Genomic DNA, 23,651 nt, shown 5'->3' on the forward strand with positions numbered 1-23,651 from the left:
AGCGGGCTGTTTCTAATATATCAAACTATAGAGGGTCGTCTTATTATACGTCTCAGCGAAAAATAAGTTTCGTAATTTGCCTGATTTTTTCTGTGTTTAATGATGTGTCTTTCGGTACTTCCTGATCAACCTTTTCCCGCTCGGAGCCTTTTTCAACAAGCCGTCTGTTATAGCCGAATTGCTCAGCCGCCCCGCGCATAAATTCATAGTAACTCCTGCTTTCCGTTGCACCTGTATGGTAAACACCGGTCACATCGTTTTCAATCAATTCCTGAATGACTTTCGCCAAATCATCCACATGAACAAACGTGCGAACCAGGTCATCACGATACGCTGCCGGCTTACCTGAACGCAGATGGCTGGAAAGTTTATCGGTACGTTCGTCCAGTTTGCCGATTTTATTTTCACCATAAATCGGACCGGCACGCAAAATAACGTAATTGGAAAGCTCATTTGTGATAAAACGCTCAGCTTTTACCTTTGCATTTGCATAATTACTGAATAAATGGTCATCCGGTAATTTCGACAGCGCATCATCTTCATTGTACGGCCCTTTCCCTTCCGTAAACACAAAATCAGATGAAATGTAAATCAGTTTTGTCTGCGGCGTTAAGTGCGTAATCAGATGCAACAGTCCCTGATCGGTTAATTCATGCTCATTCGGACCGTCCATTACAGACCAGATTACAACATCGGGATCGGCTTCTTTATAAAACTCGGAAAACGACTCCGGCTGGTTGATGTCCAGTTTATACAAATCATCAAGCAAGGCCGGTTCTTCCAAATATGTGCCGGTCACTTCAGCGCCTGGAATTTCTTTTGCCAGTTGAAAAACAGATGCACCAACATAGCCACTCGCTCCAAATACACATACTTTCATCATTGACACCTTCCCTCATTATTTTGGCTTCACGTATTAAAGTGCTGATCTCCTTTTCTGCCGCGATCTCCGAATACATCTTTTAAAATGGATGCTTTTCCTTCAATAAACGGCTGCCAGATTCCCTGTATCGGTCTGCTTGATAACAGCCATACAATAAATGCTGCGATTACAGCAAGGCCAATTACATCAAAGAAGTTGCTTACTTCGAACACATTCGCCTCACGGAAAAGTTGGATAAAAAATCCGTGCAGCAAATAGACATATAATGTTCTGGCACCAAGTTTTGTTACGGTACTGTGTGACTGCGGAATCAGAGCAAGCACACTGAATGACATGGCGAAAGACGTTCCATAGACCAGCAGCCTTGCCAGACCGCCGAATTCCGGCAGTCCCAAATCACCGTATGATTTTGATGCCAAAAGCCAGCCCGAATTAAAATCAGGTGCAATGTAAATACCGGCAGCAACTCCAACCAGAACAACCACTGCTGCAATTTGCAATCCTTTTCGTTTCAATACAAGCACCTGATCTTTGGTCATCCAATACCCCATCAGGAAAAATGGGAAAAACACAATCGTTCTGGACAGGCTGAATGTGTGCCCGATGTCACCGAAATAACCTGCCACCAATCCGATAGCAATAGTTGAAATGATTCCCGCTGCGGCCGGTAGTTTTTTAAAGCCGATCAACAGAATATGCCAGCTGAACAAACTGAACAGGAACCATAGGGACCATTGCGGATAAAAAATTCCGCTTTCCCAGCCCTCTTTTCCGATAAAAAAGTAGTAGGCTGTATACAGTAATTGAAAAATCAGGTACGGCACCAGCAACTTTTTTGCCAGATTGAAAATATATTTCCAGTTACCTGACCCTTTTGCAAAGAACCCTGCCAGGAATATGAACGCAGGCATATGAAACGTGTAAATCCATAGATAAAGTGTATTCATTCCGTTAGAACCATCTGTAAAAGGCTGAACCAAATGGCCGAAAACGACTAAAAATATTAAAAAGACTCTCGCATTATCAAAATACGCATTTCTGTTCATCTATTTCATTCCTTTATTCTTTAAATTAACCTCTTTACTATGATATACCCACTTCAAGCAAAAATACGATAGTTAACTGAAGATTTCATAAGGTTGTTATTTAGGTGTAAACAGAATGAAAAAATGATACATTCGCGTAAACTTTCAGGAAAAAGTTGCAGCTATTTTGTTGTTCGTCCAGGCTGTCAGGATAGATAGTCCTGTCAGCTTTCCTTTTTAATCAGCTCCCGCTGAAAATTCGCAAGTGTTTCACAGCCGTTTTCCGTAACAACAAATGTTTCGCTGATTTCAACCCCGCAATCATCTTCCCAAAGTCCGGGAATCAGATGGAACGTCATGTTTGGTTCCAGAACCGTTTGATTATATTGGCGAATACTTGCTGTGTGCTCGCCCCAGTTTGGCGGATAACTTAACCCGACTGAATATCCGAGTCTGTCATACTTTTCAAAACCATGTTTGCGGATTGCATCGCTCCACACAAGTGCTAAATCACCACATGTTGCGCCTGGCTTGGCGGCATTTAATGTTTCGTTCAAACTGTCTGTTACCGCATCACCCAATCGTTTTTCCTTGGATGAAGGCTCGCCAAGTTTAATTGTTCTGGCAAGCGGTGAATGGTACCGCTTATGAACACCTGCCAACTCAAGCGTAACAATTTCATCGCCATTAAATACCTCCCCACTCCATGTCAAATGGGGGCTGGATGATTTAACACCTGAAAGCAAAAACGGAGCAATTGATGGATAGTCACCGTCAATCCCTTCCACACCATGAATCTGAGCATAATAAATATTGGCAGCGACTTCATTTTCGGAAATACCTTTTTTAATGGAGTTAATCCCCGCCTGCATTGCTGCCTCAGCATTGGCCGCTGCATTCCGCATATATTGCAGTTCCCGATCTGATTTAATCATTCGCACATACCCGATAAGTGTTGTCGTATCGAAAAATGTGGCATTGGGCAGCCAGCTTTTAAATGTTTCATATGCCATTGCCGATAAGAAATAACTGCCCATTTCAACGCCAATCCGTCTGTGATCCTGTTTCAGCTTTTTAAACAGATGGGCGATGACGTCCATGGGATGCTTCATATCGGAATGCAAATAATCATCGGTATAATAATAAATGTGTTCATTATCAATCCATGTTGTTAGTTTAGCCCCGTTCGCATCCATTCTCCTGCCAATCCAAATCGGCTGTTCCTGCTCTTTGATAACAATCAGAGCCTGTGTAACATAGAAGGAATATGCATCATAACCAGTTAAATAATTCATATTGGAAGGGTTGGAAACCAGTAAAACGTCCACACCCTGCTCTTCCATTTTTGCTTTCACCTGTGACAGGCGCTGCTGATATTCTGAAGTATTAAATCGTTGTTCCATAACCCATTCCCTTCTTCCCAACAAGATTTTAATTCACTGTTCCCGAAAAGAGAAGGGTATAAAACAACAGTATTGTCAGTTCGCACGATTATATGTTTACTTCGCATGTTTGGGCCGGTGGTTCGCACGTTTGCTTGATGACTTCGCACGTTTGGACCAGTGGTTCGCACGTTTGCTTGATGACTTCGCACGTTTGGACCAGTGGTTCGCACGTTTACTTGATGACTTCGCACGTTTGTTCAACAGGTTTGCCGGCAATTATCAATCCTCTCCGGACAAGAGCGGAAGCATTTTTCAGGATCCGGTTTTCTTTTTGGAGGATGACGCCGTTTTCTTTTTGCCCGAGGATGCGGTTTTCTTCTTCGTTTTTGGTTTGTCTTTTTTGGCGCGATCCAATGATTGTTCCAGGGCATCCATCAGATTGGTGACATTGTCCGGTTTTGGCTTTTCTTTCGCAGTTGTAACTTCATCCTGATTTTTCTTTGCTTCGATTAACTCTAGTAACGCGGTACGGTAATCATCCTTATATTTTTCCGGGTCGAACTCAGTTGTAAGCTGCTCAATCAGCATTTTAGCGGTATCAATTTCTTTCTTGGCCGTTTCGGTTTCTTCCGGGACATTTGGGACATCCTGAACCGCCCGTACTTCATCAGGATAGTGGATCGTTTCCACAACAAGTGTATTCTGATAGATCCGGATAACCGCAAGCTGTTCCTTTGACCGGATAATCATTTTGGCAACCCCTATTTTCCCTGTCTCATTCAAGGCAGAGCGCAGCAGACCGTATGCCTTGCCGCCACCGTCACCCGGCGAAAGATAGTAGCTTTTTTCAAAATAAATCGGATCAATTTCATCCAGTTTTACAAAGTCGACAATTTCGACCGCCTTATCTTCCTGTTCCTTTTTCAGGTTGGCAAGTTCTTCATCATCGAGTACGACAAACTTATTTTTTGCATACTCATATGCCTTGACGATTTCATCACTTTCCACATCACGGTCGCAGTTGGGACATGTGCGCTGATATTTTATCGGGGTTTGGCATTCTTTATGAAGCTGTCTTAGCTTAACATCCTTATTTTCCGTAGCGGCGTGCATTTTCACCGGGATGTTGACCAGCCCGAAACTGATGGTTCCTTTCCACATCGTGTGCATCTTGATTACCTCCTGTTGTTTTCGTTCCGGTCATATTTTCCCCCGGATAAGCCACTTTATTAGTGAGGAGGATGTTTAAATGAAATTAATGAAGCCGATTGCCGGTACAGAAATTCCGAACGGTGACAAGTGGGTGTACGAGGTGAAGTATGATGGATTCCGGTGTGTGCTTGTTTGGGAAAAAAATTCAGTTAAGCTTTTCAGCAGAAACGATACAGATCTGTCAGGAAATTTCCCGGAGATTATTGCTTATTGCCAGGAACGTCAGGAGCTGATTGCAAATGAGCTGCCGCTCAAACTGGACGGAGAATTGGTTGTATTGAACAATCCGCTGCAGGCCAATTTTTCATTGATTCAAAAGCGCGGGCGTCTCAGCAATAAGGATGCAATTTCAACCGCAGCTGATGCCCGTCCGGCAAGTTTCATGGCATTTGATTTGTTTAATCGGGAAAATGATGCGCATTTTAGTGTGCGGAAAAAACGGCTTGCGGAAATTTTGCATCCGCTGAAGGAAAACGGTCTGGTGCGGTATGTGCCATTTTACGAAGATGCAAATATGTTATGGAAGGAAATTTTTGAAAATAAAGGAGAAGGGATGATTGCCAAACGCCGTGACAGTACTTACGGAATTGGGAAAAAACATCATGACTGGTACAAGATTAAAAACTGGCGAACGATCACCGTATTTATGACCTTCTATCATCCGGGAAATGATTATTTTTCTATTGGTGTTTTTGACGATAACAGCATTCATGAAGTCGGCAAATGTAAGCATGGATTGGATAACGAACAAATGGAAACGCTGAAGTCCCTTTTTCTGTCAAAAGGAGCCGCTGAAAAAGACGGATATCGCCTGCCGCCAGCTATTTGCGCTGAAATACATACCCTTGATTTACATGGCGGAGAAGTCCGTGAGCCTGAATTCGTCCAACTGCTGCCCGGCATGACGGCTGACAGCTGTACATGGAGCAAACTTCAACAGGACATTTCCATGCTGCCGGAAGTAATCAATCCCTCACATTTGAACAAAACTTTTTGGCCCGAACCCGGGTTTACCAAAGGTGACCTGCTCGTCTACATGCGGGAAATCACCCCCTATATGCTGCCGTTTTTACGCAATCGTCGTTTAACGGTTATCCGTTGTCCTGATGGAGTTGATGACACGTCATTTTTCCAAAAACACCTTCCGGATTACGCGCCTGATTATATACGGGAAATTCAGGTTGATGACGAAATGTTTTTCAGCTGTGAAGATTTGAATTCACTAACATGGTTCGCCAATCACGGCGCAATTGAATTCCATGTGCCTTTTCAGACGGCTGACAGCGAAACTCCATGTGAGATTGTTTTTGATCTGGATCCGCCTGACCGGGAAGCGTTCCCGCTGGCCATTAAGGCTGCGGTTCTTTTAAAAGAAATGCTTGATGACCTGAAGCTGACTTCATTTGTAAAAACTTCCGGGGGCAAAGGGCTGCAGGTGCATATCCCCATTCCAAATGGCAGTCTGACATATGATGAGACGGCTGTTTTCACACAGGCGATTGCCTGGACGATTGAGGGCAGATACCCTGATTCATTTACGACTGAACGTCTAAAAGAAAAACGCGGCAACAAACTGTATATCGACTATCTCCAGCACGGCAAGGATAAAACACTGGTTGCTCCATACTCACCAAGGAAGTCTACGGATGCAACCGTTGCTGCACCGTTATTTTGGAGTGAAGTGAAAAAAGGCCTTACACCGGATTTATTTACGATTGAAAATGCTGTCGATCGTGTGAAGACGAAAGGATGTCCATTTTCCGGGTATTGGAAAGCTGGCGCTGAGCAGAACATGGAGAAATTAATTGGGCTGATTAAATAGGTTTATGCCGGGTCAGGAATGAAGCGGAGGAACTCAATTTTTGCTCATGCGGTTGATGTTTCTCCCGTGCGGTTGATGTTCCGCTCGTGCGGTTGATGTTCCGCCTGTGCGGTTGATGTTCCGCCTGTGCGGTTGATGTTCCGCTCGTGCGGTTGATGTTCCGCTCGTGCGGTTGATGTTTCTCCCGTGCGGTTGATGTTCCGCCCGTGCGATCGATTAGATTAGGATCTGGTCGCACGATTTTGGGTGCCGCGTTATTAAACGCCGGCACCCCCTCAATTATTACGCTGAAAACTCCTGCTCGATTGCAGTTTTATCGTTGTACGTTTTTAAGTTTAATTTTTTCAAAATCCGTGCTGTTAATGTTCCGCTGAGCATGGCATCGTTTACGTTCAGTGCTGTACGACCCATATCGATCAACGCTTCAATGGAGATCAGCAGCCCGGCGAGTGCAACTGGGAGCCCCATAGATGACAGCACAATCAATGCAGCAAAAGTCGCTCCTCCTCCGACTCCAGCAACACCAAATGAACTGATTCCTACAATCAGCACTAATTTGATTAAAAATTCCGGTGTGAATGGATCAATACCAACGGAAGGCGCGATCATTACCGCAAGCATGGCCGGATAAATCCCAGCACATCCGTTTTGCCCGATCGTTGCACCAAATGATGCAGACATATTGGCAATTCCCGAATCAACACCGAGTGAATTTTTCTGCGCCTGGATATTCAATGGTATCGTACCGGCACTGGACCGGGATGAGAATGCAAAACTTAATACAGGCATCACTTTTTTCAAATACGTCATGGGATTCAGTCCAAACACCCCTACCAGCACTAAGTGAATAATAAACATGGCAATCAATGCTGCATATGACGCAATGACAAACTTGCCGAGTTCAAGTATACCGGCGATATCTGTCGTCGCTGTCATATTTGCAATCAATGCCAGAATCCCAAATGGTGTCAGGCGCAGAATCAAGGTTACGATCCGCATTACTACAGCATAAAGCGAATTAACAATCTTTGTGAAAGCTTCGGCCTGTTCCGGATTTTTTCTTCGCACTCCGAGAACGGCAATCCCTACAATGATTGAAAATATAACAATTGCAATTACGGATGTTGGCCGCTGTTGAGTCATGTCCAGGAAAATATTCGTTGGAATAAAGCTAAGAATTTTTTCGGGTGTTGACATGTCTTCCACATCACCCAGCGTTGACTCCAACATTTGCCCCCGCTCGTTTTCTGCCTGACCGGCATTAATCTGATCAGCACTCAAATTAAATAATCCTGCACTTGCGATGCCGACCACCGCTGAAATCATTGCTGTTCCAACCAATATACCGATAATCCATGCGGACATTTTGCCAAGGTCTGATGATTTTTTTAAATTAATGATCGACTGGATAATCGATACCATGACAAGCGGCACAACGATCATCATCAGCAGGCTGACATAACCTCTCCCAACAATATCATACCATGCTCCTGTCTGACCCAGCACTTCCGATTCAGCACCATAGATCATTTGCAGTACAGCACCAAGCACAATTCCTAACCCCAAACCGGTGAACACTCTTTTGCTGAACGAGAAATGCTTCTTCTGCATATAAAACAGTACCCCAACCAGCATAAGCAGTACGGCGATGTTGATGATAACATAAACTGTATCCACAATTTATTCCCCCTTCACTCAAAGATAATATACAACAAGTATATAATCCTGATTACTTTAGTATGATTTAAGATATACAGGGACAGCCCAAATTGTGCCAAGGAATTAAATTTTAACAACCAGTTCAAAAAGTCTGAATCAAAAATAATCCCGTACCACTATAAAAGCGGTACGGGATTACGTTCTAAAAATGTTAAAAAAGATTTTCAGCAAACCGTATTCAAACTATATCCGGCTCGACTTCCACACTCACATTTCCTTTCAATGCCCGCGAAATCATACAGTTCTCCTCTGCTTTATCTACCAGCTTTTCCAGCATACGGTAATGTTTTTTCTCCGCATCATCCTGTAATGAAACATGCGGTGTATGAATAATCCGTTTATAGGTGATCACGCCATCCGTGACATCAACAATTCCCGCAGAATCCAGCGACATTTTTTTCAATGGGAGTTTTGACCGTTCCATCATTGCTGCGAGCGTAATTAGATAGCATGTTGCAGCTGCACCCAGAAGCATTTCATCCGGATTTGTGCCGACACCCGGTCCATCCATCTCAGGGGGAATGGATATTTTCGTCTGTAAATTTCCTGCTTCGATATAGCCTGTACTGTTCCGTCCACCAGGCCAGTCCGCTTGCAGATCAAATTGGTGTTCCGCCATTATAATCACCTCTAATAAAAATTTAACTTTGTATCACTATAACATCAATTATTACCAGTTTACTGTTCAGCTGTTTTTCATTCAGTACTTCCCTACCCAAAATAACCTCCACAATCCGGTGGAGGTTATCATTATTGATGATCGAGTATTTCTTTCAGGACGACTGCCTGGTTATGTTTCTCATCCTTTGCGGAAAACAGCAATGTTACGTTTTTATTGTTTTCTTTTGTAACGTCTTTCAATTTGCTTAGCTCGTCCTGCTGCGTGCCGCTGCTGAGTTCGTCCTTATATTTTTTCTTAAAGTCAGCAAATTTTTCCGGGTCATGCCCAAACCATTTCCGCAAATCCGAGGATGGCCCGATTTCCTTCATCCAGTGATCAAGGTTTGCCTTTTCCTTGGACATGCCCCTTGGCCATACACGATCCACCAGAACCCGAATACCGTCATCCTGATTTGCATCGTCATATATCCGTTTGATTTGTACTGGCATTTGTATCACCTCACTATAGTGATTGTACCACCGCCGATCACAACTCAAACCTGATTCATCACACGCTCCATTTCATCCTTCAGACTCGCAAGTGTTTCCACGCTTTGTTGATTGCTTGAACTGCACACTCCGAAATAGCACTTGATTTTCGGCTCAGTTCCGGACGGGCGGAGACATACCCAGCAGTCTCTTTCAAGCTTATATTTTACAACATTTTCATTTGGAAGGTTAATTTTTTCCGCAGACCCTTTTTCAGGAAAAGTTCGTTCGCCTGACAGGTAATCTTCCACTGCCAGCACTTGCAGCCCCGCTATTTCTGTCAGTGGCTCTTTACGGATGTTTTCCATAATGGCAGCAATCTTTTCAGAGCCTTCTTTTCCTTTTAACGTTAAGGATGACATGCCCTCCTGGTAATATCCGTGCTTTTCAAACAGGTCCCGCAATGCATCATGCAGTGATTTGCCCTGTTGTTTCCAGTAATACGCCATTTCACAGGCGAGAACGGCTGCCTGGACAGCATCTTTATCACGGGAAAAACTGCTGATTAAATAACCGTAGCTTTCCTCATAACCGAAAACAAACGTCTCGCCGGTTGCATCAAACTGACGGATTTTCTCCCCGATAAATTTAAAACCTGTCAGTGTATCAATCGTTTCAACACCATACGATGCGGCAATTTTCCGGCCCAATTCTGACGTAACAATCGTTTTAATCATTCGTCCGTTTGCCAGTATCTTATAGTCACTATGTGAAAGTATGTAATCCAGCAGCAATGATCCAAGCTGATTACCGGTCAGCACCTTGTATGCACCGGTGCCATCTTTAGCCGAAACACCAAGCCTGTCAGCATCCGGATCGGTGCCAATCAAAATGTCAGCTTCTGATTTTTTCCCTTCCTCAATTGCCATTGTAAATGCCTGATGTTCTTCCGGGTTTGGCGAGTCTACCGTTGAAAATTCAGGGTCAGGAGCTGCCTGTTCCTTTACGACATCAACATTGGTGAAGTTCAGCTGCTTCAACCCTTTCGTCACCAGCTCAAGCGCGGTTCCATGCAATGGCGTGAATACGATTGGCAGGTCTTTTTCATGTTGAATTTCATTATCATCCAGCCTGGAAATCTGCGCAAGCTCCTCCAGATATGCATTGTCAATTTCCTCGCCAATCCAGTTAAGCAGTTCCTTTCTTTCCAGCTCACTTTTCTCCAAAAACGGAACAGTCAGTTCATTTTCAGTCTGCTGTATAAATGCGATAATTTTATCTGCCTCGGACGGAGTGATCTGTCCGCCATCTTCATTATAAACTTTAAACCCGTTATACTCCGGCGGGTTATGACTTGCAGTGATCATAACTCCGGCAGCCGTTCCAAGGTTTCTTACAGCAAATGATAATGCCGGCGTCGGGTGCAGCACATCAAAAACATATGACCGGATCCCATATGCTCCGAGCACTTTTGCCGTCTCAACCGCAAACTCCAGTGACATGTATCTTGAATCATACGATATTGCCACACCGCGGTCGTAAACGTTCACAGTGTTTTCTTTCAAGTATTGTGCAAGCCCATTGACCGCTTTGCGAACGGTATAAATATTCATCCGGTTGATCCCCGGTCCCATTACTCCCCGCAGACCGCCAGTGCCGAATGTCAGCTCTTTATAAAAGGCATCCTCCAATGCCTGTTTATTGCCCGTCAAATTATCCAGTTCCTTTTTCAATGATGCATCAAGATTCTGAAAGGATGACCATTTCTCATAAACTTCTTCCCAATTACCCAATTCCAAGTTCCCCCTCTATGCGATAACGGTTTATATGCTCAAATTCTAGCATACTTTTTTTATTTATACTATGGACAAGCCATTTTTGCCGTTTTTATCTAAATTATAAAAAAGCATACTTTCTATTCAAGTCACAAACGGTTAAAATAGAGATTAATAAACAAAAAGAAAGTTGTGATAATGGTGCAGCATAAACGGTGGTTTCAGACACTCGTTACCTTTATACTGATTTTTTTACTGATACTGCTGATTTCAGCAACTGATTTTATCTTTGATCCGATTTTTAAATATGTAGGTGCGGTCGCAATCCCAATTATTGGAGCGGGTGTCCTTTATTATTTAACCCGGCCAGTTATGCATCTTTTGGAAAAATACAAAATTAACCGGATTATTTCCATTATTATTGTATTTTTACTGCTTATTTTATTTGGATATTTAGCAGTTACATATATTGCTCCAATTGCCCAAAAACAGGTGTCCAAATTAGTTGAAAGCATTCCTGAAATGGTTGACGGTGTTCAGGAGCTTATCATGTACTGGCAGGCGAACCAGGAAAATATTCCGGAAGAGGTCAATAAAACCATCAATAATATAACGTCCAATTTGCAGACATACATAGAATCTGCCATGTCATTTCTGTTTGGATTTGTCGGAGAGCTGATCAGTTTTGTCTTTGCGATTGTCCTGATTCCGTTCTTCCTGTTTTTCATGCTGAAAGACGGAGACAAATTCGTCCCGTTTGTTACGCAAATATTTGAAGAAAAGAAAGCAGCTAATTTCCGGAAATTGCTGCATAAAATCGATGAAACATTAACCTCCTACATACAGGGGCAGCTGATTGTCAGCCTTTGCATTGGTGTTCTTCTGTACATCGGTTACACGATTATTGACTTGGAGTATGCCATGACACTGGCGTTGTTTGCGATGCTTGTAAATGTCATCCCGTTTATTGGACCATTTCTCGCGGTTATTCCAGCATTAATTGTTGGGGTGTTTCAGGATCCGATCATGGTGGTTTGGATAGGCATCATCATGCTGGTTGCCCAGCAGCTGGAGGGAAACCTTGTATCGCCAAACGTCATGGGACGCGCGCTGAGGCTCCATCCGCTTACTGTTATAACACTAATTCTCGCAGCAGGCAGTATCGCAGGATTTCTCGGCATTCTGTTTGCAGTCCCATTCTACGCCATTGTCAAAACAATTATAGTCCATTTTTATGAGACGTATTCCAAGAAAAATGGAGATGATGTGCTGATATAATGCCTGCTTCAAAAAATTAGTTGCAGAATGCTTTAAATGAAACAACAAGGCGCAGCAGCGTGAGTATGCTGCTACGCCTTAAATTCATATACAATCGATTTGCCTACTTCATAGTAGCCGATTTTCCTGTAAATGCTGTTGGAGTCCGGATTATCCAGATCAGTGTACAAACTGCAAAACCCGGATCCTTCTGCAAGCAATTTTGATGAGAGAGTTGCTACTGTGGCAGTTGCAAACCCATTCCTTTTATATTCATCCGGGGTAAAAACGGCATTGATGGTCGAACCGTTTCTTGTTTTCCTGGACTGATTTGCCATGGAAACAGGTACACCATCCACTTCCCACAAATACAATGAGGATCTCCCGATAAAACTGCTTGCCAATTGTACAGCATATTCATTTGAGACCGGCTCATTCGCTTCCACACCGAATTGAACGAGCCAATTTTTAACCAATTCACAGTCATATTGTGTTGCGTGCCTCAACTCACCTTCAACCTCTGGCAGTGGGTTAACATCATCAAGCCGGTAGATTAACTGTTTCACGTGGATGGACGAACCAACATTCGAAAGACGCTCCCATTCGCTTTTAAACATTTCTGCTTCCTCAATCGGCCCAAGCACACCAGGGACAGCAGTCCGCTTGTTGAATATAAACAATGCCACCTTTTGAATCACATCGTCCGGAACACGGTCAACTGCAGCAAGAATCCAGTTATTCGGAGGAGTCTGCATAAAGGCAAATACCGCTTCATTCTCCTGTTCAACAATCCCAAGGCAGTAACCATTTTCATAGGCATCCGGGGTTTCCTTAATACGTCCCAAAATACCGAGCATCAAGTTATTGCAAGCTTCTTTTTTTAACAACAACGGCTCGACCTGTTGTATATAATAATCGACCGCCAGCTCAAGTTTGATTTTCATGGATCGATTCCCCCGTCCTGAAAATTTCTATAATCTTACTATATATCTCAGGATTGAGCAACCAAAAGTTAAAAATGTTTTTGTAAAAACCGTTTATTTCCGCTAAACTGGGAGTGGGAGTGATGGAAATGACGAAAAAAGAAATAGAAGAAGAACTGATGGATCTTAAATCAGATTATATTCGTATACAAGGTGACTTGGAAAAGGCAACATCGTTCGGTGTCAATACATCCAAAGGAGAACAGCAGCTGATTGAAATGGAGACACGGATGAAAGAACTTAATCAGCAGTTGGATCAGTTGAAAAAATAAAATCCATATGATAAAAACAAGGCTGCCTTAAATATGAGGCAGCCTTGTTTTTAGCAGTTAAGAAAGTATAAAATCCTTTCTTACTGCATAAGTGCAACTAAGGCTGTCACCCAAAGGCTTGGTGACAACCAAGTTTTCTAATGATTAACCTTCACTGTTTTCATTATTTCCGTTCCCGCTACTATTTCCGTTTCCATTATTCCGTTGGTTTTCAAGACGTTTCTTAATTTTTTTAATTTCTTTTTTTGGTGGCGTCAGACTGACAATCGTATCGCCAGATTCTGGCGATACCCGCATTTCTTCTGTGTAAAATTTAATTTTCCCGGATGGTTTCAGTGCATACAACATGACTGCTTCCTCATCCTTTTCATTCAGATACTTCTTATAGCCGTATTGATCTGTCAATGTCGTCTGACGGAACACATAATGTTTGGCTATTTTATTGATCAGATCTTCCATGGCCACATTTTCCCTGAACAGAATTCTCCCGCCAACACGATCAACGGAACTATTCACACCGCCATCAACCATATTATATGGGCTGACTTTAAATACATTGGTTCGTCCGTATTCCGGCATGAATGTCGTACATACAAGTGCGTTGTAGGAATGAAAATCCATGGCAGCCACCAAATATTCGTATGGATTGGTGTCCAGGTGGTATTCTGTCTGTTCAGACATCATTTCTCCGTGGTAGAACGGGATCCCCGCTTCCCGCGCCAAACGCAGCCGCTCCCATGATGAATCGACAATCAGCACCGGATTTCTTGATTTGGTCAGTGTTTTAGCAAGATTTACCGTAAACTTATTGCTTCCGACAATAAGCGTTCCCGGTCTTCCTTCAAGTGAAAGATGCAGCTTTTTCGACAGTGGTCCGATCGTAAATCCGTGCGCACAGACGGTGAAAAATACCAACCCGAATGTTAGTGCCGTAATGATAGATGCATCTTCATAACCAGCTTCTAACAATATTGATGCAAAATAACCGGAAACAGTCAGTGCCACAATACCCCGTGGCGCAATCCAGCCAACCAGCAGCTTTTCATTCAATGACAGTGTCGTGCCCCATGTTGACAGGAATATCGATAATGGCCGGACAACAATCATCATCAATATAACGTATCCGATGATGTTCGGGTCGAAAATTTTCAGCAATACGTCCATTTGCAATGAAGCTGTGAGCATTACATAAATAGCAGAAATAAGCAGTATCGATATATTTTCCTTAAAATGGCGCATGTCGGCAACAGAGCTTATGCCAAGATTTGCAAGGGTCATACCCATCGCAGTTACAGCCAGAAGCCCTGTCTCATGCTCTATTTCATCTGCCAGCGTAAATGCAAAAATGACGACAATGAATACGGCGGGTGACTTCAGAAATTCCGGAATATGACCGGTTTCAAACATCCAGCCTACCCCACGTCCACATGCCCAGCCCAAAATAACAGCAAAGATGGAAGCAGCAAAGAATAAGATCAGTGATGAAACGTTCGGATCAGTCGCGGTAATAAACGCAATAATTTCAAAGGCGAAAACCGCAAGCAATGCACCGATGGGATCAACAATAATGCCTTCCCATTTCAGCAGTTTTGCAGGTGTTGCCTTTAATTTTGACTGACGGAGCAAAGGCAGGATAACCGTTGGACCGGTAACGATGAAGAGACCACCTATTACAAAGGCAACCGTCCAGGAAAGCCCTGCAATATAATGTGCGGTAAACGAGCCTAAAATCCAGGCAATGAAAGCGCCAATGGTTGAAATCCGGACCACCGGCTTTCCAAGTCCCTTTAGTTCTTTAAAGCTTAAGTTCAAACTTCCTTCAAACAGAATAATGGCTACTGCAACGGAAATAATAGGACTATATAAAGAGCCAAAGTCTTCCTCAGGATTCATGATTCCCAGTATCGGACCTACAATCAGTCCGGAGACAGACATTAAAACAATGGCAGGAATACGATAACGCCATGCAAGCCACTGTGAACCAACCCCTAAAAGACCTATCAGCATTACTTCAAACAAAAGAGATGGAACCATACACAACCCCCTAAAATGATTTGGCATTCGGGTTCATAACATAAGGTTATTTTAAAGGTGGAGATTTGTAATGTAAACAATTTTATTTCATGAAGGCAGGCCATTATTGTTATATTTTCACCAAAATGTCGAAAATACACATGAAAAACTTATTGACTTTTAATTATGCAACTTGTTAAAATGTACTCTGCTTTGCGACATTTTAGAAATTTTTATCACAAAATTGTCAAACTATTTTGTTTTTTAATAAGATTATTCGACATCATTTTGGCGGGTACTGTCACCCGTTAAACGTTGACAGGTGACAAATAACCTCATTAACAGGAAAGGATCGAAGCAGCATGAATAAAAACACCTTTATTATCGGCTTTATGTTATTTGCATTATTTTTTGGTGCGGGTAATCTGATTTACCCGCCAACTTTGGGAATGGAAGCAGGCACATCATATTGGGCTGCGATTGCCGGCTTTGTCATTACAGGGGTCGGCCTGCCGATTCTTGCGGTGACAGCTATTTCATACGTAAATAATGACGCCCGGGAACTTGCTGACAAGGTACACCCTTTGTTTGGACTCATATTTACATCAGCAGTTTATCTGGCCATCGGGCCGTTTTTTGGTGTACCTCGCGCTGCAACGGTAGCATATGAAATGAGTATGGAGCCGTTCATGAGTGGAACCTCTTCACTTATGCTGTTTATCTTCACGACGGTATTTTTTATTCTTGTTTTTATTGTCAGCCTAAACCCATCCAAAATGGTTGACCGGATCGGCCAGTATTTGACACCGATCTTATTGCTATCCATTATCGGATTAATTGTTGGCGGTTTCTTTTTGCTGGACAACCCTTTAACGGAACCATCTGAAAAATATACTTCAGCACCTTTTTTCACCGGCTTCGTTGAAGGATATTTAACAATGGATGCAATTGCAGCTCTGGCCTTTGGCATTATTGTAGTAAATGCGTTTAAAGACCGCGGCATCCAGTCAAAGCAGGAACTTGTGAAATCAACACTAAAGGCAGGAGCTATTACCGGAATTGGTTTGATTACCGTATACTCCTCCATCGGCTGGATTGGCGCAAAAATGGCTGGAACAGGGAACTTCGCGAACGGTGGTGAGATTTTATCCGGAGCGGCTGATGTCATGTTCGGAACGTTTGGAGCGCTTCTGCTTGGGGTTATTGTATCGCTGGCATGCTTCACGACTTGTGTCGGCCTGATTGTGGCATGCGGACAGTTTTTCGCAAAAATTTCACCGTTATCGTACAAATGGGTTATTACACTGGTTACAGTTGTCAGCTACCTGATTGCCAATCAGGGACTGAACACAATTATTAAAGTATCGGTTCCAGTGCTGGTATTTATTTATCCAATCGCTATCGTGCTGATTCTGCTTACCTTTATGCAGCGGCTGTTCGGCGGTGCGCGTTCCGTTTTCCGCGGTGCGATCCTCTTCACAGCCATTATTTCGTTTTATGACGGACTTACCGCTTTCGGATTAAAAATGCCTGCAGTTACGGATACGCTGGAATATTTACCGTTTTTCTCGATTGGACTTGGCTGGATTATTCCGGCTTTAATCGGTGGCTTGATCGGTTACATGTTCAAAGGGAAACCGGAGCCTGCTTATACCAGTTAAGGGGCTGGGACAAAAGTGTTTTATCAAAGGAAAATACGAATTAACTTAATTGAGGAATTTAGCCGCTCCGGAAATATACTTCGCTTTCACTTTCGAGCATAAGTGCGACATCAGCTCAAGAAAATCACTTTCGCTGTGTCTTCTTTACCGCGGGCGGCTGTTGAGCCTCTTCGTGCTTTGCACTCAGAGTCTCATCTAGGCCTGTCCCCCCGCAGGAGTCTACGCATATTTCCTCCGCTAAAATAGAGTATCGTTCGTCTTTTCTTATACGCATATTTGTTTTGTCCCAGCCCCTTTTTTATAGGTGTAATAGGACCGTTTCCAGCTCTGATGGCGTGATTATTCTTTAAAAGCTCGTTTTTGTTTTAAACATACACTTTCCGTATAAAAATCTCTTTGTTTTTCTACTTGAATCAGATAAAATAGAAATTAACAATGGTAATATCCCCTTGTCTTTTTTACCATATATCTGCAACTTCGCTTATCCATTCCAGCTATTCTTCAGTAGAAATTGTGCTTATTTCTCTATTAAAAACACTCCCTGAATTAAAACCAAAACTATTAAACAGCCATTCCCCACAATAAGTTAGGATGGGTTGGTAAGGAGAATCGATATGATGATTGCGCAAGAAGAACAAATACTGCAAACCTATTTTGGTTATGAAACGTTCCGGCCGGGTCAGAAGCAGACAATTGACAATGTCATTCAAGGTGCAAACACCCTTTCTGTTATGCCAACGGGCGGCGGGAAATCCCTCTGCTATCAGATTCCGGGTTTGACACTGGATGGTACAGCAGTCATTATTTCCCCGTTAATATCATTGATGAAAGATCAAGTCGATGCACTAAAGTCGCTGGGCATTCATGCTACTTACATAAACAGTTCACTGTCCGCCGGTGAACAACAGACGCGTCTTGACGACATGGCAGCTGGCAGATATAAATTTGTTTACGTTGCCCCGGAGCGTTTTGAGTCACCAATTTTTATAAATGCCATCAGGCAGGTTAACCTTTCCTTAATCGCCTTTGATGAGGCGCATTGTATTTCACAGTGGGGGCATGATTTCAGGCCGAGTTACCGCTCGATTGTACCCAATCTAAAAAAACTGCCGAATCTCCCAGTTCTTATGGCTCTGACTGCAACAGCTACAGGAGAAGTCATTTCTGATATTTGCGCGTTGTTGCAGATTGGAAATGACCGCGTTGTAAATACCGGCTTTGAGCGGGAAAACCTGGCATTCCACATTGTAAAAGGAAAAGATAAATCCACCTATGTGCGTTCTTTTTTGAGTGAACACCCAGGGGAATCAGGAATCATTTACACTGCAACAAGGAAACAGACAGATTCTTTATATGACCTCTTGTCGAAGCGCGGCATTTCCGTGGCAAAATATCATGCCGGGCTGAGCGAGATTGAGCGTAAACAAGCACAGGCCGCATTTATTCACGATGAAACAACCGTTATGATTGCAACGAATGCGTTTGGAATGGGTATCGATAAGTCGAATGTGCGGTTTGTCATTCACTACGCGATGCCGATGACCATAGAATCGTATTATCAGGAAGCAGGCAGAGCAGGTCGGGATGGCGAGCACAGTGACTGTATTTTGCTCTTCTCGCCACAGGACATTCAACTGCAGAAATTTTTAATCGAGCAATCACTCATGGATGATGAAGCAAAACAAGGAGAATACCGGAAATTGCAGGCAATGATCAATTATTGCCATACACACAGCTGCTTAACTACATTTATTCTTGATTATTTCAATGACAATCCGACAGGCAGCAACACGTGCGGACGCTGCAGCAATTGTCTGCACCGGCAGGAACGTGTCGATTTAACGGAGGAGGCCCAGATGATTTTGTCGTGTGTCAAACGGATGGGCGAACGTTTTGGTGTTGGGATGACAGCGAAAGTTTTGAAAGGCTCCAGGGACAGGAAAATTACTGATTTCCGTTTAAATAAAATTTCCACCTATGGACTGTTGTCCGCATACACTGAAAAAGAACTGACCGAATGGATTCATTTTTTAATCGCCGAGCAGCTGCTGGCAACTGAAGAAGGAAAATTCCCGACGCTAAAATTGAACCATAATTCAGTTGAAGTCCTGAAAGGGGAGCGGACGGTGTGGATGTACACTGCACCAATTCCTTCCCATGGCGAAGCGGATTACCGCGAGGATTTGTTTGCTGCATTACGGAAGCGGCGGAAGGAGATGGCCGATGAGCGGAATGTTCCGCCATATGTCCTGTTCTCCGATGCCACCCTGAAAGAACTGAGCCGTTATTTTCCGGAAACAGAGGAAGATATGCTGACGATTAAGGGAGTTGGCGAGCGAAAGTTTGAACAGTACGGTCAGGAGTTTTTGGAGATCATTCAAAAATGGCGGACTGACAATCCTGATGCGAACCGGGCCGTTCGGATAACGGATTCCACAGTGGCACCACGGCGGGAAAAGAAGCAGACGGATGACCGCCCGAGCCATGTCATCAGTTATACGATGTTCCAATCGGGCAAATCAATCAAGGATATTGCGACAATCCGGGAATACTCGCCACAGACAATTGAAGGGCATATCTTTAAAGCGTATAAGGATGGCTACCCAATCGCATGGAATATTTTTTTCACGGAGACGGAAGAAGCGGCTGTTCTGGAAGCCAGAAAGTCAATTGATGAGCAGAAACTCAAACCGCTGAAGGAAGCACTGCATGATAAATTTGATTACACGACAATCAAAGCTGTCCTAGTGAAGAATGGGATTATGTAGCGTGCACTTAATTCAGGTAATAAAAAAGGGAATCCCCGGCTCCAAATTACAAGCAGGATTCCCTCTTTTTTATTTCTATTCCCCTTTTATATTCAATGCCCATGTACCATTACGGAATACCGGTTCGGTGCTGCCGTCTTCCAGGACACCATCGATATCAAGGTTCTCAGAGCCGATCATGAAGTCAACGTGGGTCAGGCTGTCGTTCACACCATGTTTATCAAGCTCTGCGTCATTCATGGAAGCGCCGTCCTCCAGATTGGTCGGGTATGCTTTGCCAAGCGCAATATGGCATGAAGCATTTTCATCGAACAGTGTGTTGTAAAAAATCAGACCGGACTGTGAAACCGGTGATTCATGCGGTACAAGTGCCACTTCACCAAGGCGGCGTGCACCCTCATCGGTATCCAGGAGATGTTTCAATGTGTCCTCCCCCTGCTCCGCTTTATAGTCAACGACTTTGCCATCCTTAAATGTCAGGCTGAAGTTATCAATCAGGCTGCCGCCGTAATTAAGCGGTTTGGTGCTTGACACCGTTCCATTTACACCATATTTATGCGGCAGGGAAAATACTTCTTCGGTTGGCATATTCGGATTAAAGGTGGTTCCTTTCTCCGTTTCAGCTGAGCCGCCTTTCCAGATATGGCCTTCCGGAAGCTCCAGTTCAAGGTCTGTGCCCGGCGCTTTATAAATAAGTTTTTTGTAGTTTTTCTTATTTAATATTTCCCGCGCAGTTTTCAATGTTTCATTATGTGCGTCCCATGCAGCAACAGGGTTCTCCTGATCAACACGGACAATTTTTACAATTGCATCCCACAAACTTTCGATGGCATCTTCTTGTGATTTTTCAGGGAAAATCTTTTGTGCCCAGTCACCGGTTGGGATGGAAATGATAGACCATGGAATCCGATCGTTCATCGTATACTGGCGAAAATTGGTCATTGCTTGTGCAGCTGCTTTATTCGCTTTAGCAACCCGTGAGGAATCAATGTCTTTTAAAAGGTCCGGGTTCGTCGAGCGGATTGATAATACTGCAGCACCATCTTCTGCATACATATCATGCAATTTCACTTTCCACTCCGGAAAATCAGCAATGACTTCATCAGGTGCATTTTCGAATTTCAACAAAGTTAATTCATCATCAACCCAATTAATATGTACATCTTTCGCCCCCAATTCATACGCTTTGCGGGCTACCATTTTCGTAAAATCCGCACCTTCAATCGGTGCGTTAATCATGAGTGCCTGATTCTTTTGTAAATTAACCCCGGTTTTTAGTGCTAAGTCAGCATACTTTTCCTTTACATGTTGATTTACCATACTTCTACCTCCAAATTATATTTACATTCGTTTTCACTAACGATATTATTTCATAGGATTGAGAAAATACCAAATAATAAGTTGTATCTATCAGTGGAGGTTTTTGCCACTTCACCACCGCGTATTAAATGCCCGAATATCCTGTCATCTTTCCCCTGTAACCGTATTTCTGACCGGTTAATGGGTAAAAATACTTAAAACAATTTACGCTTTCCCCGAAATGTGTTAAGATATAATCAGGTTACTTTTTGTAAGTAAATTATATTGTCAGAGGGGTGAGTAAGATGATGGAAAATTTATGTCCGCGTTTTGAAAATGCAATGGAAATTATCAGCAAACGCTGGGTTGGTCTTATTTTGTTTGAACTGCTACATGGTGCAAAGCGCTTTTCCGAAATGGAAGCTGATTTGCCCATCAGCGGAAGACTTCTCTCTGATCGATTGAAAATGCTTGAAAAAGAAAACATTGTTGAACGTAACATATACTCTGAATTCCCTGTTCGGATTGAATATTCGTTAACAGATAAAGGCATGTCACTAAAGCCGGTTATTGAGGAAATTCAAAATTGGGCCGACGATTGGATAACTGCCAAAGACATTGAAAAAAGCAAAGCATAGAAGGGACCTGGCGTTGGCGGGTCCTTTCTTTTTATGCTATTCCTGCTTGCCAGCTGATTTTCCACCAATATTAATTCAGCTTCATGCTACCAGCCTTAAAATTTGAATTCGATCCCTTTCTTCTCCATCACGTTACTCATGCAAAACGCCCCCTTGTTGAATTATGCTGTCTTCCTTGTAACCTTTCAGCCAGTTTGCCATTTTTTCAATATCAGTCGAAAAAACCCGATCCTTTGTAATGCTGGGTACAATGCTGCGAGCCTTTTCGTAAAATTCACGTGTTGCCGCAGCCATTTTGTCAACACCACGAAATTCAACCGCCTGCATCGCGCAGATCAGTTCAATTGCCACTACATTGCGTGTATTTTGCAGCATTGCAAGCGCATGCCGAGCTGCAATCGTCCCCATACTGACATGGTCCTCCTGATTGGCTGATGACGGAATAGAATCGACACTGGCCGGATGTGCCAATGTTTTATTTTCCGAAACAAGTGATGCGGCACTGTACTGCATAATCATCACCCCGGACTCGAGCCCCGGGTTCGGACTGAGAAATGGCGGGAGATCATTCAGCTGCGGATTGACCAACCGCTCAATCCGGCGTTCGGCAATATTAGCTGTCTCGGCAATCCCCAACTTTAAAAAGTCCATCGCAAACGCTATCGGTTGTCCATGAAAATTCCCGCCTGAAATAACTTTGTTTTTTTCGGAAAAAATGAGCGGATTATCGGTTACCGCATTCATTTCCACTTCCAACTTTTCCTTTGCATAGTGAAATGTTTGCCAGGAGGCACCAAGCACCTGCGGAATACAGCGCAGTGAATACGCATCCTGTACGCGCAATTCCCCTTGTCTCGTTATCAGGCGGCTGTCATGAAGCATTTGGCGAAATCGCGTCGCAACATCCATCTGTTCCTGATGTCCGCGAACCCGGTGCAGATCTTCATCAAATGCATCAATAATTCCGTGCAGCCCTTCCAATGTCATAGCCGCCACCTGCTCGTTCTGACGCAGGAGCTTTTCCATTTCCAGATACGTAATGACACCAACCGCGGTCATCGCCTGTGTTCCGTTAATCAGCGCCAGCCCTTCTTTTGCTTTCAGTGTAAGCGGTGTTAACCCGGCGTTTTGCAGTACCGCTCCGGTTATTGCCCGTTTTCCATTGCAGAAAACTTCCCCTTCACCAAGCAGTGCCAATGCCAGATGGGACAATGGCGCAAGGTCACCGCTTGCACCAAGTGATCCCTGCTGCGGTACGACGGGATGAATTTTTTCGTTTAAAAAATGCAGAAGCTGCTCCACCAGTTCAATCCGCACCCCGGAGCAGCCCTGAATGAGCGCATTTGCTCGGAGCAGCAGCATTGCTCTGCTTATTTTTTCAGAAAAAGGCTCTCCCACTCCACACGCATGGGAATAAATTAAATTCAGCTGCAAATCCTCCAAGTCATCATCTTCAATAACGACATCACTAAACTTACCAAAACCTGTATTAATGCCGTACATCGTCTGCTTGTCGACCAGCATTGTTTCAACCGTTTTTCTGCTGCTGATAATTTTTTCCCTTGATGAACCGGCTAAAGAAACCGGCTCCTCATCAAAAACGACACGACGAACCTCCTCCATCGTTAACGTTTCCCCTGTTAAAATAACCATGCTCCACCTCCATATTACCGCTTTACTATAATAAAGCAGGCAAAGTAAAAGGAGGCTATGGTCGCTGAACCATGCCTCCTGAATATCCATTATTGGTGGCAATATGCTTGTTTTTCCGATGTTTGCACATACCTGCACCTCAAAAGTATTAATTTTCTCACTTTATATTGTAAGCGTTTTCTAAATGAAATGCAAGA

At 43.5% G+C, this 23,651-nt stretch carries 20 protein-coding genes; 6 read left to right on the top strand and 14 right to left on the bottom strand.

The window, feature by feature from the left end; translation table 11 throughout:
- Positions 1 to 52: 52 nt before the first annotated feature.
- The 5 genes from HUX68_RS11615 to ku all read right to left on the bottom strand — a co-directional run bounded on the left by HUX68_RS11615 (position 53) and on the right by ku (position 4,463).
- Positions 53 to 883, bottom strand: a complete 831-nt coding sequence (locus HUX68_RS11615) for a sugar nucleotide-binding protein (protein ID WP_246206670.1) — start codon at positions 881 to 883, stop codon at positions 53 to 55.
- Between the two features lie 26 nt (positions 884 to 909).
- Entirely contained in the window at positions 910 to 1,929 is a 1,020-nt protein-coding gene (locus tag HUX68_RS11620; protein ID WP_174614984.1) for an acyltransferase family protein, read from the bottom strand.
- A 203-nt stretch (positions 1,930 to 2,132) separates the two neighbouring features.
- Positions 2,133 to 3,311 (bottom strand): M24 family metallopeptidase, encoded by a 1,179-nt coding sequence (locus HUX68_RS11625; RefSeq protein ID WP_174614985.1) that lies wholly within the window; start codon positions 3,309 to 3,311, stop codon positions 2,133 to 2,135.
- A gap of 96 nt (positions 3,312 to 3,407) precedes the next feature.
- A complete protein-coding gene (locus tag HUX68_RS11630) occupies positions 3,408 to 3,569 on the bottom strand; it encodes a hypothetical protein (protein WP_174614986.1) in 162 nt (53 codons plus the stop codon).
- Positions 3,570 to 3,605: 36 nt separating this feature from the next.
- Complete coding sequence (ku, locus tag HUX68_RS11635) at positions 3,606 to 4,463, bottom strand: non-homologous end joining protein Ku (RefSeq protein WP_174614987.1); 858 nt, start codon at positions 4,461 to 4,463, stop codon at positions 3,606 to 3,608.
- Positions 4,464 to 4,542: 79 nt separating this feature from the next.
- Here ku and ligD point away from each other — a divergent pair, with 79 nt between their 5' ends.
- Positions 4,543 to 6,327: a DNA ligase D gene (gene ligD, locus HUX68_RS11640; RefSeq protein ID WP_174614988.1), complete on the top strand. Its 1,785-nt coding sequence runs from the start codon at positions 4,543 to 4,545 to the stop codon at positions 6,325 to 6,327.
- On the opposite strand, the gene HUX68_RS11645 is transcribed toward ligD, so the two are convergent.
- From HUX68_RS11645 to HUX68_RS11665, 5 genes are all read right to left on the bottom strand, one after another.
- A complete protein-coding gene (locus tag HUX68_RS11645; protein WP_174614989.1) occupies positions 6,320 to 6,565 on the bottom strand; it encodes a hypothetical protein in 246 nt (81 codons plus the stop codon). The genes ligD and HUX68_RS11645 overlap by 8 nt on opposite strands.
- Positions 6,566 to 6,609: 44 nt before the next feature.
- Complete coding sequence (locus tag HUX68_RS11650) at positions 6,610 to 8,004, bottom strand: L-cystine transporter (RefSeq protein ID WP_217424804.1); 1,395 nt, start codon at positions 8,002 to 8,004, stop codon at positions 6,610 to 6,612.
- A 220-nt stretch (positions 8,005 to 8,224) separates the two neighbouring features.
- Entirely contained in the window at positions 8,225 to 8,665 is a 441-nt protein-coding gene (locus tag HUX68_RS11655) for an OsmC family protein (protein WP_174614990.1), read from the bottom strand.
- A gap of 131 nt (positions 8,666 to 8,796) precedes the next feature.
- Complete coding sequence (locus HUX68_RS11660; RefSeq protein WP_174614991.1) at positions 8,797 to 9,156, bottom strand: DUF488 domain-containing protein; 360 nt, start codon at positions 9,154 to 9,156, stop codon at positions 8,797 to 8,799.
- Positions 9,157 to 9,200: 44 nt separating this feature from the next.
- The gene (locus HUX68_RS11665; protein WP_174614992.1) at positions 9,201 to 10,928 is read right to left on the bottom strand and encodes a phospho-sugar mutase; all 1,728 of its coding nucleotides are present in this window, start codon (positions 10,926 to 10,928) and stop codon (positions 9,201 to 9,203) included.
- Positions 10,929 to 11,108: 180 nt separating this feature from the next.
- Here HUX68_RS11665 and HUX68_RS11670 point away from each other — a divergent pair, with 180 nt between their 5' ends.
- Complete coding sequence (locus HUX68_RS11670; protein ID WP_174614993.1) at positions 11,109 to 12,188, top strand: AI-2E family transporter; 1,080 nt, start codon at positions 11,109 to 11,111, stop codon at positions 12,186 to 12,188.
- A gap of 71 nt (positions 12,189 to 12,259) precedes the next feature.
- On the opposite strand, the gene HUX68_RS11675 is transcribed toward HUX68_RS11670, so the two are convergent.
- Positions 12,260 to 13,111: a GNAT family N-acetyltransferase gene (locus HUX68_RS11675; protein ID WP_174614994.1), complete on the bottom strand. Its 852-nt coding sequence runs from the start codon at positions 13,109 to 13,111 to the stop codon at positions 12,260 to 12,262.
- A gap of 128 nt (positions 13,112 to 13,239) precedes the next feature.
- Here HUX68_RS11675 and HUX68_RS11680 point away from each other — a divergent pair, with 128 nt between their 5' ends.
- A complete protein-coding gene (locus HUX68_RS11680; protein ID WP_174614995.1) occupies positions 13,240 to 13,422 on the top strand; it encodes an SE1832 family protein in 183 nt (60 codons plus the stop codon).
- 144 nt (positions 13,423 to 13,566) lie between these two features.
- On the opposite strand, the gene HUX68_RS11685 is transcribed toward HUX68_RS11680, so the two are convergent.
- On the bottom strand, positions 13,567 to 15,456 hold the full coding sequence (locus HUX68_RS11685) for a cation:proton antiporter (protein ID WP_174614996.1): 1,890 nt from the start codon (positions 15,454 to 15,456) through the stop codon (positions 13,567 to 13,569).
- A 341-nt stretch (positions 15,457 to 15,797) separates the two neighbouring features.
- Here HUX68_RS11685 and brnQ point away from each other — a divergent pair, with 341 nt between their 5' ends.
- Complete coding sequence (brnQ, locus tag HUX68_RS11690; RefSeq protein WP_174614997.1) at positions 15,798 to 17,096, top strand: branched-chain amino acid transport system II carrier protein; 1,299 nt, start codon at positions 15,798 to 15,800, stop codon at positions 17,094 to 17,096.
- Between the two features lie 617 nt (positions 17,097 to 17,713).
- The gene (recQ, locus tag HUX68_RS11695) at positions 17,714 to 19,864 is read left to right on the top strand and encodes a DNA helicase RecQ (RefSeq protein ID WP_174616444.1); all 2,151 of its coding nucleotides are present in this window, start codon (positions 17,714 to 17,716) and stop codon (positions 19,862 to 19,864) included.
- A 75-nt stretch (positions 19,865 to 19,939) separates the two neighbouring features.
- Here recQ and HUX68_RS11700 read toward each other — a convergent pair whose 3' ends face one another.
- Positions 19,940 to 21,184: an aminopeptidase gene (locus HUX68_RS11700; RefSeq protein WP_174614998.1), complete on the bottom strand. Its 1,245-nt coding sequence runs from the start codon at positions 21,182 to 21,184 to the stop codon at positions 19,940 to 19,942.
- A gap of 287 nt (positions 21,185 to 21,471) precedes the next feature.
- On the opposite strand from HUX68_RS11700, the gene HUX68_RS11705 reads away from it, so the two are divergent.
- Positions 21,472 to 21,801 (top strand): winged helix-turn-helix transcriptional regulator, encoded by a 330-nt coding sequence (locus HUX68_RS11705; protein ID WP_174616445.1) that lies wholly within the window; start codon positions 21,472 to 21,474, stop codon positions 21,799 to 21,801.
- Between the two features lie 132 nt (positions 21,802 to 21,933).
- Here HUX68_RS11705 and hutH read toward each other — a convergent pair whose 3' ends face one another.
- Positions 21,934 to 23,454: a histidine ammonia-lyase gene (hutH, locus tag HUX68_RS11710; RefSeq protein WP_174614999.1), complete on the bottom strand. Its 1,521-nt coding sequence runs from the start codon at positions 23,452 to 23,454 to the stop codon at positions 21,934 to 21,936.
- Positions 23,455 to 23,651: the final 197 nt, after the last annotated feature.

Source organism: Virgibacillus ihumii, from assembly GCF_902726655.1.
Lineage (GTDB): Bacteria > Bacillota > Bacilli > Bacillales > Amphibacillaceae > Lentibacillus > Lentibacillus ihumii.

Excerpts from the sequence above, each read along its gene's own strand:
- HUX68_RS11615 (WP_246206670.1), bottom strand. The coding sequence starts at position 883 with ATGATGAAAGTATGTGTATTTGGAGCGAGTGGCTATGTTGGTGCATCT.
- HUX68_RS11620 (WP_174614984.1), bottom strand. The coding sequence starts at position 1,929 with ATGAACAGAAATGCGTATTTTGATAATGCGAGAGTCTTTTTAATATTT.
- HUX68_RS11625 (WP_174614985.1), bottom strand. The coding sequence starts at position 3,311 with ATGGAACAACGATTTAATACTTCAGAATATCAGCAGCGCCTGTCACAG.
- ku (WP_174614987.1), bottom strand. The coding sequence starts at position 4,463 with ATGCACACGATGTGGAAAGGAACCATCAGTTTCGGGCTGGTCAACATC.
- ligD (WP_174614988.1), top strand. The coding sequence starts at position 4,543 with ATGAAATTAATGAAGCCGATTGCCGGTACAGAAATTCCGAACGGTGAC.
- HUX68_RS11655 (WP_174614990.1), bottom strand. The coding sequence starts at position 8,665 with ATGGCGGAACACCAATTTGATCTGCAAGCGGACTGGCCTGGTGGACGG.
- HUX68_RS11660 (WP_174614991.1), bottom strand. The coding sequence starts at position 9,156 with ATGCCAGTACAAATCAAACGGATATATGACGATGCAAATCAGGATGAC.
- HUX68_RS11670 (WP_174614993.1), top strand. The coding sequence starts at position 11,109 with ATGGTGCAGCATAAACGGTGGTTTCAGACACTCGTTACCTTTATACTG.
- HUX68_RS11675 (WP_174614994.1), bottom strand. The coding sequence starts at position 13,111 with ATGAAAATCAAACTTGAGCTGGCGGTCGATTATTATATACAACAGGTC.
- HUX68_RS11680 (WP_174614995.1), top strand. The coding sequence starts at position 13,240 with ATGACGAAAAAAGAAATAGAAGAAGAACTGATGGATCTTAAATCAGAT.
- HUX68_RS11685 (WP_174614996.1), bottom strand. The coding sequence starts at position 15,456 with ATGGTTCCATCTCTTTTGTTTGAAGTAATGCTGATAGGTCTTTTAGGG.
- brnQ (WP_174614997.1), top strand. The coding sequence starts at position 15,798 with ATGAATAAAAACACCTTTATTATCGGCTTTATGTTATTTGCATTATTT.
- recQ (WP_174616444.1), top strand. The coding sequence starts at position 17,714 with ATGATTGCGCAAGAAGAACAAATACTGCAAACCTATTTTGGTTATGAA.
- HUX68_RS11700 (WP_174614998.1), bottom strand. The coding sequence starts at position 21,184 with ATGGTAAATCAACATGTAAAGGAAAAGTATGCTGACTTAGCACTAAAA.
- HUX68_RS11705 (WP_174616445.1), top strand. The coding sequence starts at position 21,472 with ATGGAAAATTTATGTCCGCGTTTTGAAAATGCAATGGAAATTATCAGC.
- hutH (WP_174614999.1), bottom strand. The coding sequence starts at position 23,454 with ATGGTTATTTTAACAGGGGAAACGTTAACGATGGAGGAGGTTCGTCGT.